This is a genomic window from Dokdonia sp. R78006, assembly GCF_042466145.1.
GTDB lineage: Bacteria > Bacteroidota > Bacteroidia > Flavobacteriales > Flavobacteriaceae > Dokdonia.
On the sequence record NZ_JAXHBU010000001.1, the window covers coordinates 1,006,952 to 1,021,289 of the forward strand.

15 protein-coding genes are annotated in these 14,338 nt (G+C 36.9%); all 15 read right to left on the minus strand.

Annotated elements, in window-relative coordinates; all coding sequences use genetic code 11:
* Complete coding sequence (locus SJY37_RS04575) at positions 1-1,020, minus strand: sugar phosphate nucleotidyltransferase (protein WP_379952852.1); 1,020 nt, start codon at positions 1,018-1,020, stop codon at positions 1-3.
* Positions 1,021-1,105: 85 nt separating this feature from the next.
* Entirely contained in the window at positions 1,106-1,540 is a 435-nt protein-coding gene (gene dut, locus SJY37_RS04580; RefSeq protein ID WP_379952853.1) for a dUTP diphosphatase, read from the minus strand.
* Between the two features lie 55 nt (positions 1,541-1,595).
* The gene (locus SJY37_RS04585; RefSeq protein ID WP_379952854.1) at positions 1,596-3,059 is read right to left on the minus strand and encodes a lipopolysaccharide biosynthesis protein; all 1,464 of its coding nucleotides are present in this window, start codon (positions 3,057-3,059) and stop codon (positions 1,596-1,598) included.
* A gap of 47 nt (positions 3,060-3,106) precedes the next feature.
* Entirely contained in the window at positions 3,107-3,637 is a 531-nt protein-coding gene (locus SJY37_RS04590) for a hypothetical protein (protein WP_379952855.1), read from the minus strand.
* 188 nt (positions 3,638-3,825) lie between these two features.
* Positions 3,826-4,689, minus strand: coding sequence for an ATP synthase F1 subunit gamma (atpG, locus tag SJY37_RS04595; protein ID WP_379952856.1), 864 nt, complete (start codon positions 4,687-4,689; stop codon positions 3,826-3,828).
* Between the two features lie 124 nt (positions 4,690-4,813).
* Complete coding sequence (atpA, locus tag SJY37_RS04600) at positions 4,814-6,391, minus strand: F0F1 ATP synthase subunit alpha (protein ID WP_298323499.1); 1,578 nt, start codon at positions 6,389-6,391, stop codon at positions 4,814-4,816.
* A gap of 95 nt (positions 6,392-6,486) precedes the next feature.
* Positions 6,487-7,986, minus strand: a complete 1,500-nt coding sequence (locus tag SJY37_RS04605) for a hypothetical protein (protein WP_379952857.1) — start codon at positions 7,984-7,986, stop codon at positions 6,487-6,489.
* 16 nt (positions 7,987-8,002) lie between these two features.
* A complete protein-coding gene (gene atpH / locus SJY37_RS04610; RefSeq protein WP_298323495.1) occupies positions 8,003-8,539 on the minus strand; it encodes an ATP synthase F1 subunit delta in 537 nt (178 codons plus the stop codon).
* Between the two features lie 22 nt (positions 8,540-8,561).
* On the minus strand, positions 8,562-9,062 hold the full coding sequence (locus SJY37_RS04615; RefSeq protein WP_298323493.1) for a F0F1 ATP synthase subunit B: 501 nt from the start codon (positions 9,060-9,062) through the stop codon (positions 8,562-8,564).
* A gap of 97 nt (positions 9,063-9,159) precedes the next feature.
* Positions 9,160-9,384, minus strand: a complete 225-nt coding sequence (gene atpE / locus SJY37_RS04620; protein ID WP_013750716.1) for an ATP synthase F0 subunit C — start codon at positions 9,382-9,384, stop codon at positions 9,160-9,162.
* A gap of 40 nt (positions 9,385-9,424) precedes the next feature.
* A complete protein-coding gene (atpB, locus tag SJY37_RS04625) occupies positions 9,425-10,615 on the minus strand; it encodes a F0F1 ATP synthase subunit A (protein WP_379952858.1) in 1,191 nt (396 codons plus the stop codon).
* A gap of 92 nt (positions 10,616-10,707) precedes the next feature.
* A complete protein-coding gene (locus tag SJY37_RS04630; protein WP_144782508.1) occupies positions 10,708-11,100 on the minus strand; it encodes a DUF6168 family protein in 393 nt (130 codons plus the stop codon).
* Between the two features lie 2 nt (positions 11,101-11,102).
* Positions 11,103-11,318 (minus strand): AtpZ/AtpI family protein, encoded by a 216-nt coding sequence (locus SJY37_RS04635; RefSeq protein WP_144782510.1) that lies wholly within the window; start codon positions 11,316-11,318, stop codon positions 11,103-11,105.
* Complete coding sequence (locus SJY37_RS04640) at positions 11,287-11,691, minus strand: polymer-forming cytoskeletal protein (protein WP_298323485.1); 405 nt, start codon at positions 11,689-11,691, stop codon at positions 11,287-11,289. The genes SJY37_RS04635 and SJY37_RS04640 overlap by 32 nt, the downstream gene beginning before the upstream one ends.
* Positions 11,692-11,709: 18 nt before the next feature.
* Complete coding sequence (locus SJY37_RS04645; protein ID WP_298323483.1) at positions 11,710-14,253, minus strand: hypothetical protein; 2,544 nt, start codon at positions 14,251-14,253, stop codon at positions 11,710-11,712.
* Between the last annotated feature and the right edge of the window lie 85 nt (positions 14,254-14,338).

The window sequence follows — 14,338 nt, forward strand, 5'->3', positions numbered from 1 at the left end:
TTATTTCATCACTGTGTAATCTCCAAGACTTACACGCGTGTGCTCTCCATTATACTGTACTTTGTTACCTATCATGGCTTCGGTCCAATGTGCATTTTTAATAAGGCTATCCTTCTGGATCAAGCTATGGCTTATCGTACTATCTTCAATAGTTGTGCCAGCCCCTATCGCAACACCCGGACCTATAGTACAATTTTTAAGAACTACGTTTTCACCTATAAAACAAGGTTCAATAATAGTTGAATTCTCATTTACCACAGAGTCTGCAATTAGTTGCTCTTCTTTTTCATCGTGTAAGAACTGTAACATCTTAGAATTAGTATCTATAGCTACTTCTTTATTACCACAATCCATCCACTCTGTAACGGTTCCCGTTTTGAAAATACGACCTTCGGCCATCATTTTCTTAATACCATCGTTAATCTGGTATTCACCTCCATTCATTAGATTTTCATCTAACACTTCTTGAAGCTTCTCTTTAAGAACGGCTACATCCTTAAAATAATATATCCCTATAACGGCTTGATCAGATACAAATGTTTCTGGCTTCTCTACAAGCTCTACAATTTCTTCTTTGTCATTAAGTTTTACAACTCCGTAAGCCTCAGGATTAGGGACTTTCTTAGTCCATATAACACTATCTGCCTTTGGATCTAGCTCTAAGTCTGCACGTATTAATGCATCTGCATATGCAATTACCGCAGGACCGGTTAAAGAAGGCTCTGCACTCATGATTGCGTGACCAGTTCCTAATGGCGCTCCCTGACGATAAATAGATGCTTTTGCACCAAGGCTTTGTGCAAGTTCCTCAAGTTGTGCAATTACAGCATCCCCAAAAAATGTAGGATCACCAAGTATAAAAGCAATCTCGTCTACTGGTTGCTTTAAAATTTTTGCAATATCACGCACTAAACGATGCACGATAGGTGCTCCTGCAACAGGAATAAGTGGTTTAGGTATTGTTAAACTATGTGGTCTTAATCTCGAGCCGAGTCCGGCCATTGGTACTATTATCTTCATCTTTTATAAATCTTTATTTATTCCATTTACATGGAATTTAATACTTATTGCTTTTAGAGAGAGCAATTCTTACCTACGTAGGAATTTATTTTACTCCTGTACTCCCAAAACCGCCTTGACCACGATCTGTAGTTGAAAGTTCTGTAACTTCTTCCCATTGTCCTTGCTCGTGCTTTGCTATGACCATTTGTGCAATGCGTTCACCATTTTCAATTGTAAACGGCTCATTAGAAAGGTTTACAAGAATTACTCCTACTTCTCCTCTATAATCTGCATCTATGGTTCCTGGAGCATTGAGTACGGTGATTCCTTTTTTGGCAGCTAGTCCGCTACGTGGTCTTACCTGTGCCTCAACACCTATAGGAAGTTCCATAAATATTCCTGTAGGAACAATGGCTCTTTCTAATGATCCTATCGTGATTGACTCTGTAATATTTGCACGTAAATCCATTCCTGCACTAGCAATGGTTTCATAGTGAGGAAGTGCGTGTGCACTTTTATTAATTACTTTAATCTTCATTATAATCTATTTCAATTCCGCAACTGCGGTGTTTTTATTAAACTAAGAGTTGACTTTATTTTCTTTTCAACAATCTTAATAAAAGCTCTTTTTCGCGAAAGCTAATAAAGCCTATTAAAACTACAATCATACCGACTCCTACAAGATACAATGGCAAGCTCCCAACACCAAAATAATCTCTAAAACCATAGAAGAACACACAAGAAAATGTAATACTCATGACTAGATACAAAAGTATATTTTTTACATCATAAGGAACTGCTAAATGTTTGCGTCCCATGAGATAAGATACAACCATCATTAATCCATAAGCACTACAGGTAGCAATAGCACTGGCGAGATATCCTATTCTAGGTATCAACGTTACATTTATAACGATAGTGAGAATGGCACCGCCTACAGAAATGTATGCACCATATCGAGTTTTATCTGTCACTTTATACCATACGGACAGCGTTTGATAAATTCCAAAAAACAGGTATGCTACGAGAATGAGTGGCACGATGTACATGCCTTCCCAATATTCTTCTCCATCTAACAAAATCACTTTTACAACGTCTACGAGGACCACATAAGCAAATAATGCAATGGAGCCTAAGACTACGAATGCCTTTGTAATCTGAGCATACATGACTTGTGCATTTTCATTTTTTGCTTCGCTAAAAAAGAAAGGTTCAATCCCTATTCTAAATGCAGTAGCAAACAGTGTCATACCAATAGATAATTTATAGCAGGCGCCATAAATAGCCACTTCCCCTTTGGCGATGTCTTCTGGTAGTAATTTTTCCAAGAGGATTTTATCAAAAGATTCATTGATCGTAAAAGCTAAGCCTGCCAGTAAAACAGGTGTTCCATACGTAACCATCTTCTTCCACAAGTTTACATCAAAAGACCACTTTACAAAATATGGCTTGATCACGATTAAAAAAGTGAGCACACTTGGTAAACAAAGTGCTATGAAAACGAGCTCTATCTTATCTGAAGGTAACCAACTAGAAACACCATCTAAACCAGGTAGCCATACTAGTAATATTACAGAGAGTCCTGTTGAGATTACAACATTGAGCAATTTTATAAATGCATATGTTCCCGACTTCTTTTGCGCTCTCATGTATGCAAAAGGGATTACGGTAAGCGTATCAAATGCAATAATGAGGATGACCCATCGCCAGTACGTAGCAGGTACATCTGAGATTTGTGATAGCGTATCAATACCCAAAAATGCTATAATCGTGAATGCAACTGTAGAAACCAGTAAGGCTATAAGGGATGTAGATAGCGTCTTAGCACTATACTTATCATCATTAAAAAATCTAAAAAAAGCTGTTTCCATACCATACGTAAGAAGCACGTTGAGTATCATCACATAAGAAAATACGATAGTCACTTCTCCAAAGGCCTCCTTGTCTGGTAAATATCCAGTATAGAGACGTGTGAGTAGAGCCGTAAGAACGCGCGGTAATACCGTCGCGAGACCATACACAAAGGTGTGTTTGAAAAGGCTTTTAAGAGAACTCAAATAATTATGTATTTAAGTAGCCAAAAGTACAGAAATTATACTAGCAACTAGTTACGACCACCACGTGGTTTCTGACGAGGGTAGGCTTTAGTTTCTTTCTCTACAACCTTCGCGATTTTAGCGTATTTAAGCACTCCATTATCACGGTAAGTTATACCAGCTTCAGATGGTGATAATGTAAATGGAAATACGTCATTTTGAACAGGAGGAGTATTTACCGCCTCATCTTCTACATTATCAGACATCACTAGATCTTGATTAGGACCTTGGTCTGTTCTAAAGCGAGCAATGTAGTTATCACTACCACGCATAATTTTTCCTACGCTTTCGCGAAAATATACGTTTTCTAATACCACATTTGCTTCTAATGCTTCTATATCTAAATAGAACTCTATTCCCGAGCCTCCTTGAGCCATGCCAGCAACATACGTATTATAATATGCTGGACTTGATGCAAAAGCTGGTTGAGATAGGACCATAGTTTGTTGAGTATCTGACACAGCGGTAGACTTACATTGTGTGAGTAATAATGAGGAGAATCCTATGCTTAAAAGCGCTACTAGTTTGTACATTTTCATAATTGGTTGTTTTGAGTTTATATTCAAAACCCTTGCCATAAAGATAGTAAAGATATTTCTTGCGGATATGACTTCATTTAAATGCAGCGCCTAGGCGCTATTACCCCAAAATGATGTGCATAAAAAACCCCAACCGTTACCGATTGGGGTTTACTATATAAGTTATAATAGTACTATTTAAGTCAATACTAGTTATTCAAAGCTTCTGCTCCACCTACGATCTCTAAAATCTCGTTTGTAATAGCAGCTTGACGTGCTTTGTTATATTGTAATTTAAGCGCATCTCTAAGCTCTGTTGCGTTGTCTGTTGCTTTGTGCATGGCAGTCATACGCGCACCGTGTTCTGATGCCACAGAATCTCTAATTCCTTTAAAAAGTTGTGTTTTTAAAGCTTTAGGGATTAATCCTTCAACGATTTCCTCTTTAGAAGGCTCAAAGATATAATCTGCAGTTGCTGTTGCTTCCTCTTGTATGGTTGCTACAATAGGTAGAAACTGCTCTGGAGTTACAATTTGAGTTGCTGCGTTCTTAAATTTATTGTAGATAATGTCAATGCGATCGTATTCACCAGCTTCAAAACGAGTCATTAGATCTTCTGCAATTGCGGCTACATTATCAAAAGTAAGATCATCGTAAATATCATTGTTATTTTCGATTACCTTAAAAGTCTTTGCTAAAATAGCATCAGCTTTTTTTCCTAATGTAACTAAGTGCACTTCTTTACCAGCATACTTTGCGGCAACACGTGCATTAACACCTTTGATAATATTTGTATTAAAAGCTCCTGCTAGACCTCTGTTTGATGAAATAGCTACTATAAGTACCTTCTTTATCTCACGATCTTCTGCAAGTTTACTTCCAGAATCTGCATCTAGTGTAGCGCTTAAGTTCTGTAAAAGCTCAGTAAGCTTATCAGAATATGGGCGCATTGCTGTAATTGCATCTTGTGCCTTTTTCAACTTTGCAGCAGATACCATTTTCATGGCACTAGTGATCTGCATCGTAGAAGATACCGATGAAATTCTGTTTCTTATTTCCTTTAAGTTTGCCATCTTCTTTAAATTCCCGTAGTCTCAAGCATTACATCTTGAACATCACGATTTGTCTTTAATTTTGACAAGTCTCCCGCTCGCGCGGGAGTTGTTGAATTACATTTTTCGCGAAAGCGAAATACTCTTAGATATACTTTGCAGATAGGTCTTTTGCAACAGCTACTAATGTATCTGTAACCTCGTCTGTAAGTTTTCCAGATTTAAGTGTATCAAGGATACCTCTATGCTTAGCGTTTAAGAATTCGATATAATCTGCTTCAAATTCTTTAACCTTATTTACTGGTACGTTACGTAGTAAGTTTTTAGACCCTGCATAAATAATTGCAATTTGATCCTCTACTGTAAACGGTGTATTTTCTGCTTGCTTAAGTATCTCTACGTTACGCTTTCCTTTTTCAATTACGTTAAGGGTTGCAGCATCAAGATCAGAACCAAACTTTGCAAACGCTTCCAATTCACGGAAAGCTGCTTGATCCAGTTTTAAAGTACCTGATACTTTTTTCATTGATTTAATCTGTGCGTTACCTCCTACACGTGATACCGAGATACCTACGTTAATAGCTGGACGTACACCAGAGTTAAATAAATCTCCATCTAAGAAGATTTGCCCATCTGTAATAGAAATTACGTTTGTAGGGATATAAGCAGATACGTCACCCGCTTGTGTCTCAATGATAGGAAGTGCAGTAAGTGATCCTCCTCCTTTTACGATAGGCTTAAGACTATCAGGAAGGTCATTCATTGTTCTTGCAATGGCATCATCATTAATCACCTTTGCAGCACGCTCAAGTAATCTAGAGTGTAAGAAAAATACATCTCCAGGGTATGCCTCACGTCCCGGTGGACGACGAAGAAGAAGTGATACCTCACGGTAGGCAACTGCTTGCTTAGATAAATCATCATAAATGATTAATGCTGGACGACCTGTATCTCTAAAATATTCTCCAATCGCTGCTCCTGCAAATGGTGCATATACTTGCATTGCTGCTGGATCTGATGCGTTTGCTGCAACTATCGTTGTATAAGCCATAGCTCCAGCCTCTTCAAGTACATTTGCAATAAGTGCAACTGTAGAAGCTTTTTGCCCGATGGCTACATATATACAATGTACTGGCTCACCAGCATCGTAAAATTCTTTTTGGTTAAGGATAGTGTCAATACAAACAGTAGACTTACCTGTCTGACGGTCACCAATTACAAGCTCACGCTGCCCTCTACCTACTGGTATCATCGCGTCAATTGCTTTGATTCCTGTTTGTAATGGCTCTGTTACTGGCTCACGAAAAACAACACCAGGCGCTTTACGCTCAAGTGGCATCTCATAAGTTTGTCCAGCGATAGGTCCTTTTCCATCAATAGGAAGACCTAGTGTGTTCACCACACGTCCAGTAATACCTTCACCTACCTGGATAGATGCGATACGCTGTGTACGTTTTACGGTGTCACCTTCTTTAATAGATAAAGAAGTACCTAAGAGTACAACCCCTACGTTATCTTCTTCAAGGTTAAGAACAATTGCTTCAAGACCACTTTCAAACTCAACAAGCTCACCATACTGTGCGTTTGCAAGTCCGTAAATACGAGCGATACCATCACCCACGGTCAATACTGTTCCTACTTCGTCAAGGGAAGCTGTTGCTTCAAAACCTGAAAGTTGTTTCTTTAAAATTGCCGAAACTTCTGCTGGTTTAACTTCTGCCATTACTATTTATATTTGGTTTACGCTTCCGCGAAAATTGATATTCGTTGTTTAATTATACAAACTCTATCACCGCATTAATGCAGCGACAAAGGTAATTACTTTTTAATGTTTTGATTGTAAAAATCAACTACAGCTTCTGCTGAACTTAATTCTCTATAATCTAAATCCTTTAGTGCTTCTAAATCCTCTCCAAAATACTTATTCATACCTTCAAGATTCTTATCTGCATTTGAGATATTGAATTGAAATCCTTTTTTCTCTTTCTTAACTTTAACACTGTAAGCGTTATTATCAACATCTTGTAATATTAAAATGTTATCATCTTCTTTGATAATTTTATAATACTCAGAAGTATCAAAGCTAAGTGAACTCATTGCTCCCGCAGCAAGCTCTAGGCCTTTTCCTTTAAGTTTTGCACCAATGTAACAACTCTCTTCTCCATCAACGGTAAGACAAAAACGCTCTTCGTTTTTTGAAGAAAAAGTTTTATATCTAGTCTTTCCTTTTTTATTCTTGTAACGTACAGATACTTTCTTTCCTGTATCCTCACCGCCTATTGCAACAACATTATCCCAATCACCAGGAGCAGGAATATCCGTCCATTTTACAGAGATATCTCCTTCAACACGTTCACCTTTTTCACTGATGATATATCCGGATGCACCATAAATATTATTTGAAGCTTCTTTAGCTACTTCATAAGCCTCTACAGCTTCAACACGAGCCGCCTTAAGCTGCTCTCCTCTTGCAATTTGTGCATTTTCTCGCTTTTCCTCGACCTGATGGCCTAGTGTTACTCCGTTTACACCTAATTGCTTAGCAAGCTCTTGAACAAATCTAGTCGAATAAGAACCATTATTATTTCTATTACTAGACTGAGCCACATAACTGAAAGTTGTTTTTTCATAGGGTAAATTAACTTCAACATTATTTGACTTAGATCCAAATGCCGTAATACTAGCAATTGCAACCTTATGATTATCTAAATCATAAACACTAAATGTTGTGGTAGATGCTTCACGTTCATCCGTGTAATATCCAATTACATTTGAATCATCCGGACCCTTGTAACCTTCACGAATTTTTTGATCATCCCCTACAGTTACATTTATACTTGCAAGCGCATTCTTCTTCGCTTTTTCTTCAGCAATTTGGCCTTTCAAAAGATCATTATACTGATTAGTTAAATTAGGACGATCAACGTCTAAAAAACTATTAAGTGTTTCAATTTCTACTCCGTCTGTTGAAAGAAGTTTATATTTCTTAAAAAGAAGCTCAGCTATACCTTTTTTCAAGTTCATTGTAAAACTAAGGTATTCCATGTCTACCTCCGTTCTCTTAGACTCGTCGGCATTTTTGATAATTAACCACTCCTTACTTAGGTCTTCAGAAATTTTGAGACCTTTATGATCAACAATAAATTTCTCAGCGTCATCATCTAAGCTTGTAAAAGTATAAGAGACACCAAGCTTTTCGATTTTAGCTACCTGCACCTTATCTGCTTCAACAAAGTCTTTTTTGACTTTAATTTTTTGAGCTAAACCTGAAGTTACACTCAAAATAATTACTGCGGCTGTTAGAAAAATGTTTCTCATAGAAGAAGGATAGGAATTATAAACTATTACTAAATTCTCTTTTTAATTTGCCTAACTGGCTAGCGATACTCGCATTATATTGCGTATCACCTACACGTAGCACAAAACCACCTATAATGCTCTCATCGATTACATTAGTTAGGGTTACGTTTGTACTTCCAGTAAGAGCTGTCACTTTTGCTAAAACTTTAGTTTCTAGCTCTGGTGTTAAAGCTACTGCGGTTGTTACCGTTGCAGCTTCAATTTTATTAGCTTTATTATATTCTGTAATAAAGCTTTGTGCTACGCCGCCTAACAAGTTAGCTCTTTTATTATCAACAAGAACATCAATAAGACCAAGAGTCTCCTTTGTTCCGTCTGTAAATACTTGACGTAATACTGCACGTTTATCGTCTGTTTTGATAATTGGGCTATTAAGAGCATTGCGAAGACCTTTACTTCCTTCTAGCGTTGCTGTAACAGATTTCATATCATTTAAAACTGCCTCAATAGTACCATTATCTTTTGCAAGATCTAGTACTGCTTTTGCATATCTTATTGCTGCTCTACTCATAGTGATGGCCGCTTAAATTCTATTAGTTTAAAGTCGTGTTTCCTAGCATCTCATCTACGAGCTCTAGTTGCCTTCCTTTATTTGAAAGTTCACTCTTTACAACTTTCTCTGCAATCTCTACAGATAGTGCTGCAACCTGACCTTTAAGATCTGCGATAGCGCTCTTACGCTCAGCTTCGATTGCGGCCTGCGCTTGTGATACCATTTTATCTGCCTCAAGTTTTGCTTCTGCCTTAGCATCGTCAATCATTTTAGCCTTCATCTCACGAGCTTCTTTAATCATAGACTCACGCTCTGCACGTGCTTCTTTTAAAAGCTTCTCGTTATCTGCTTGAAGATTTTGCATGTCTAGCTTTGCTTTTTCAGCAGCATCTAGAGCTCCTTGTATTCCTTCTTCACGCTCATTAAGAGCATTCATGATAGGCTTCCAAGCAAATTTTACCATCAATAAAATGATAAGTAAAAAAAGGATTGTTTGTTTTACAAACAGGTCAAGTGAAAAATTGTCTAATAATTGTTCCATCTCAAAAGTGATTCTTTGTTCTTTTATTCTTTGTTTAATGAAATTCAACTCCTGTAACCAACCGTTACAGGAAGTTGAATTTTAAGGTTGATTTGGATTAAGCTCCTAAAATTAGGGCACCAAATGCAAGTCCTTCTAAAAGTGCAGCAACGATAATCATCGCAGTCTGGATCTTACCAGCAGCCTCAGGCTGACGAGCAATTCCTTCCATTGCAGCTCCACCAATCTTACCAAGACCGATACCACCTCCAATTACTACTAAACCAGCTCCCACTAAATTTGGGATCATTGGTGCTACTTCTTGTACTAATGCTAAAGACATAATAGTGTATATAAAAAATTAAACAAATAAAAATTCTTAATTAAGTGAAGTTCTTTCTAATAACCTCAGTATCCTCTATCGTTTCACCATGCTCATCATGTAACTCCTCGTCATGATGATTATCTGCTACAGCCATACCAATAAATAGAGCTGACAATGTAGTGAATATATACGCCTGTAGAAATGCTACTAGCAATTCTATGAGCATAATAAATAGTGACAAGAATAATGATACTATAGTAGAACCTGCAACGCTAAGTGAATCTTGCAATAAGATTCCCACCGCAACAAGACTCATAACTACCGTGTGACCTGCCGTGATGTTTGCAAATAAACGTACTAACAGTGAAAATGGCTTAATAACCAATGTACCTGCAAGCTCGATAATACCTAATAATGGTCTGAACACGTAAGGTATACCTGGCATCCATAACATGTGACCCCAAAAATGCTTGTTACCGCTAAATACGTAAATCACTAATGTAATAACAGCAAGTGCTGCAGTTACCGCGATCTGACCTGTAACGTTAAAGCCAAATGGCATTAAACCTACAAGGTTAAGTATCCAGATAAAGAAGAATACCGTAAGAAGGTATCCAGTAAATTTTCTGTAGCTCTCCCCAATGTTTGGTTTTGCAATCTCGTCTCTCACGTAAATTACTAGAGGCTCAAGTACTCGTGCAAATCCTGTTGGGATATTTTTTTTCTTGTATTGTCTTGCTAGTCCTGAGAACCAGATTAGCATTAAAAGTCCGATTAGTAAGATACCAAAAACACTTTTTGTAATTGAAAGGTCAAAAGGTTTTGAAGCATTTGTAGCGTGGTGATCTTCATCATAAGTAAGACTTGTTGCTCCTGCATCAAGTTCATAGATACGACCGTGATTTTTTACAAAGCGGCTTTCTCCCTTAGTTACGATTACCTGTCCTTCATCATCATGATGAAACTCAGAAGACATAAACGCAGTAAATCCGTTTTCTCCCCATAACATTACAGGAAGTGGAAAGCCCCAGTGATGCTCTACTCCATTATCATCAAAAGTTGAGAATAAATGGAAGTCGTGAGAATCCTTTAAGTGATGCTGTATATAAGCCTTTACCTCCTCTTTAGTATTAACCGGATTTCCTTTTTCTCCAGTCTTTCCAGCATCCGCTTTCGCGAAAGCGTAAAAGGGAATACTAAGAACAAAAACTAATACTAAAAGTGTGATTGATTTTGATGCTACCTTCATTCTTAAATTTTCAATAAATAACGTAACCTTAAATTTTGTGCAAAAATACTCATTTTCTTGAAAATAAAATGCATTTCTTAATTATTTCAAAATTAATCCGCTCTGTTTAGCATTTTAACAACCACCATCACCTCATAAATTATGAAAATAGCAATAGGAATGAGTAATGATAATTTATCTGACTTTGTTAATTGCAAGCTTGTAGACAGCAATTCTCTAAAAATCACAAAGAAGAGCATCATTTTTAAAACAATAGATCCTAGGTATAAAAACCCTATTTGATCCTTAAACTCTTTTAAAAAATAAATTATGAGCTCAAATGTTAAAACAAAAAATAGAGATAATGAAGCATGAAAGATATATACATCTCTCAAGCTGTAAGGAGGAGAGCTATCTAGTGACGTTAACAAGTAATTATGCAAGCTGTAACTTATAAAAAAAGTGATTACAGCAATGATTACATACAAGAGTAATTTTTTTATCACGACTACTTGTTAAGTTGTATTACTCCTTTGATTACTATATAAATGGAAAGAAAAACTGATAATAATGTGATTGTAGTCTCTAGCCAATTTGCCTCATACCGCACATCGAGCCATTTTCCTAATAAATTACCTAAGTAGATGGTTACACCCATCTGGAAAGGTATGGTGGAAAATTTAACCCATTTATTAAGCTGAACGTTCTTCTTTTCCTTTGCCATTTGACAATGATTTTACGCTTCCCTTCATAACGCAAGATGCATTAAAGGTTGCTCCTGGCTCTACCGCTAGTTTACCAGTAATTACTTCGCCTTCAATATGAGCAGCTGTTTTAATAGAAAGAAGGTTTTTGATTTCTAATTTACCTTCTATTTTACCTTCTACATCTGCATCATTACAAATAAGAGTTCCTATGACCACACCTGTTTTTCCTATAACGATTTTATTAGGTGATGTAATATTACCATGTATAACTCCATCAATACGGAAACCACCTTCTGAGGTAACATCCCCTTTAAGTGTTGTACCCTGGCTTATGCGGTTCTGCTGGTTAGTGAGGTCAGGTCCTTTTCCTTTCTTATTGTCTGAAAACATCGGTAAAAAATTAGTCAGTTAATTTGAATCTTGTGCTTTGTAGGCATCAAGATTTTTATGCATTTGTATTATTTTATAATTCTCTGAAGCGATTACCATACTAGGTAATGTTATCAAAATATCTTTATTAGTACTAAGCAACTCTACGAGACCTTCTGCTTGCCTGCGGCTACTTAAAAAATGAACTACAACAAACGATTGTTGTGCATCATAAACATCAATGGAGGTTGAGAACTCAGTATAACCCACCTCATCAAAGCTTTCTAAAAGCTTTTTCTGTAAATCCTTTGCTCCTTGAATATTACTGTTATTAAATGGGTAGACTATTTTATAGTTAATTGCAATTGCCTCGTCATCAAACTGATCAAACTTCATGGTAGGCAGCGCATTTTGAAGTAAGCTTTGTGCTTTTTTTCCTTCTTCCGTACGGGGATATGTGAGTGCTACATAGCTCAACCCTTTTTTGTAAGCGTCATAACCTTCATATCTACCAGCGACTGTTGCCTTGAGTAATTCAAATTTTGGCAAATATGGATCGCCATAAAACTGGTCTATCCTTTTATTTAAATCACTCTCAAGATTTGCAAAGTTTTGATTTTGGAATCTCTTATATAATCCTTTGTACACCTCTTCTGGCGACTCTGCATCGGCTTCTAATGCTTTGTCTGGATTATTAATGCGGGTAGCATAACGAGAATCTGGATATTCCGTTGTGATTTTATTTTTATAAGTATTCGCTTTCGCGGAAGCGTTCATAGCCCCATACACTTGGTAGAGATTGTATAATGCAGGAAGCACTAACTTTTCATCTGGATTAAAAGCTAACAATTTTTCTAATCGCTGCGCTGCCAAAGGATATTCTTTAAACTTTTCCTTATAAATAAGCCCTAGTTGAAAGTATGCAAAGTCACGTTCTTTTAATAAACTATCTACCTGCGTTTTCTCTCTTGGTAAGGTTGCAATATAATCTGCCGCAGTCATCGCCTTCTCACCATCAAGCTCCGGGTTATCTAAGGCTACTGGCAATGTACCAGAATTGAGTGGTACAGACTGTGTAGAAGATAATCTCCACCCATCTACAAGGCGACGCTTTCCCCATCTTTTTTCAAAAGACTGTTTCCCATAAGAAACAGCTACGTCATTATAGAAATAAAATTCTCCTGGCTCACCTCCTATTGCCCTTCCGCCACTGCTTGAAGCATTAAAAAACTCATTGTTTCTTATGTTATCAATGCGCGCAATAGAATCTGCCGCTTTCTTTGCTTTAATTTGAGCAATATAGTTATCGAAATAAGCTGTAAGTGAATCTTCAGAAAGTGTAACAAGCGCTATAATACTGTCATTGCGCTGTGTAAGGTTTTCGTAATCTATAACATCGGTTAGATTCTCACGCTTTTTCTTGATAGTACGATACTCACGGCTGCGATCACTTATCTTACCTATAACGCTATCATAATAAGCTCCTGCAATTTTATAAGAGGCTTGCTCAAAACTATAGTCTGCAAGTGCTAGGTAATCTCTAGAAAGCAAATAATCATCTGTACTACTTTGTCTCAACGACTTATTATAATTTACAATTGCAGAGTCTTCTCTTGCTGTTTTCATAAAGAAGTCTGCCTTTGCATAATAGATTTTATCTAAAAATGGTCTGTTTTCACGGTTACGTACCATCTTATCTAATCGCTCTCTCAAAAGCAGAGTATCTGCTTCTTGATAATCATAATTACGTATCTGCTCTATATGAGCGTTTATGTGATACTTGCGGGGAATCTTTCTATTAAGATCAATTACTTCTTGGAATGCTAGGTTTGCACTATCCTTTTCTTCTAAACGATTGTAGAGTTGTCCCTTAATATAATTATAACGACCTCTCTCCTCAGATTTACGAGTTAATTTTGAAGCGTCTTTAATGTAAATAAGAGCACTATCTAGTTTATTTAAATTGAGATATGCTTGAGCAAGCATCGCCTTTGCATCTGCAATGTCTTGATCCTTTAATTTATTTTCAACCTTAAATATTTTCTCAAGGTTAGCAATTGCAACCTCATTATTTTCAAGGCGGATATTCGTCTTTTCTTTCCAGACTTTGGCTTGCGCTATATTATTACTTTTAGGATAGTATGCCAGCACGTAATTAAAGGCCTCTAGTGCAGGCACAAACTGCTGATCGTAATAACGTGCTTTACCTAAAAGAAGAAAAGCTTCATCCATTTGTGGATTACGCTCCTCACCATCTATCTTCATAGCATGGTTTTGTATTGCTTTAATAGCTTTTTCTTCTGCTCTTAGAAAATTAGGATCTCTGTTCTCTTCTCCTAGTGCCGTATTTTCCTCAAAAACGATACGCTCAATGGGTAAGATATCCCAGTAATTATCATTAAAGGTTTGCACGAGCGAGCTTTTGCCTTCTTCAAGGGCTACATTACCGTTATATAAAGTATTAAACTCTGTAGTAACAGCATGGAAGTTACGACTCAAAAAAGAATCGTTCTTACGAGAACAACTCGATAGAGATAGTGTGACAACACCAGTAATGAATAAACGTTTTAAGAGTAATTTCAAACCTTATTTGTTTTTACTAAAAGGAACTGTAATTTACCTTTATTAGTATGGAAGCTCGTAAAAATACGCTTCTTTTTGAAAAAAC

Excerpts from the sequence above, each read along its gene's own strand:
- SJY37_RS04635 (WP_144782510.1), bottom strand. The coding sequence starts at position 11,318 with ATGGCAAAGGAAAAGAAGAACGTTCAGCTTAATAAATGGGTTAAATTT.
- dut (WP_379952853.1), bottom strand. The coding sequence starts at position 1,540 with ATGAAGATTAAAGTAATTAATAAAAGTGCACACGCACTTCCTCACTAT.
- SJY37_RS04590 (WP_379952855.1), bottom strand. The coding sequence starts at position 3,637 with ATGAAAATGTACAAACTAGTAGCGCTTTTAAGCATAGGATTCTCCTCA.
- atpE (WP_013750716.1), bottom strand. The coding sequence starts at position 9,384 with ATGTCTTTAGCATTAGTACAAGAAGTAGCACCAATGATCCCAAATTTA.
- atpH (WP_298323495.1), bottom strand. The coding sequence starts at position 8,539 with ATGAGTAGAGCAGCAATAAGATATGCAAAAGCAGTACTAGATCTTGCA.
- atpG (WP_379952856.1), bottom strand. The coding sequence starts at position 4,689 with ATGGCAAACTTAAAGGAAATAAGAAACAGAATTTCATCGGTATCTTCT.
- SJY37_RS04575 (WP_379952852.1), bottom strand. The coding sequence starts at position 1,020 with ATGAAGATAATAGTACCAATGGCCGGACTCGGCTCGAGATTAAGACCA.
- SJY37_RS04640 (WP_298323485.1), bottom strand. The coding sequence starts at position 11,691 with ATGTTTTCAGACAATAAGAAAGGAAAAGGACCTGACCTCACTAACCAG.
- SJY37_RS04615 (WP_298323493.1), bottom strand. The coding sequence starts at position 9,062 with ATGGAACAATTATTAGACAATTTTTCACTTGACCTGTTTGTAAAACAA.
- atpB (WP_379952858.1), bottom strand. The coding sequence starts at position 10,615 with ATGAAGGTAGCATCAAAATCAATCACACTTTTAGTATTAGTTTTTGTT.
- SJY37_RS04605 (WP_379952857.1), bottom strand. The coding sequence starts at position 7,986 with ATGAGAAACATTTTTCTAACAGCCGCAGTAATTATTTTGAGTGTAACT.
- atpA (WP_298323499.1), bottom strand. The coding sequence starts at position 6,391 with ATGGCAGAAGTTAAACCAGCAGAAGTTTCGGCAATTTTAAAGAAACAA.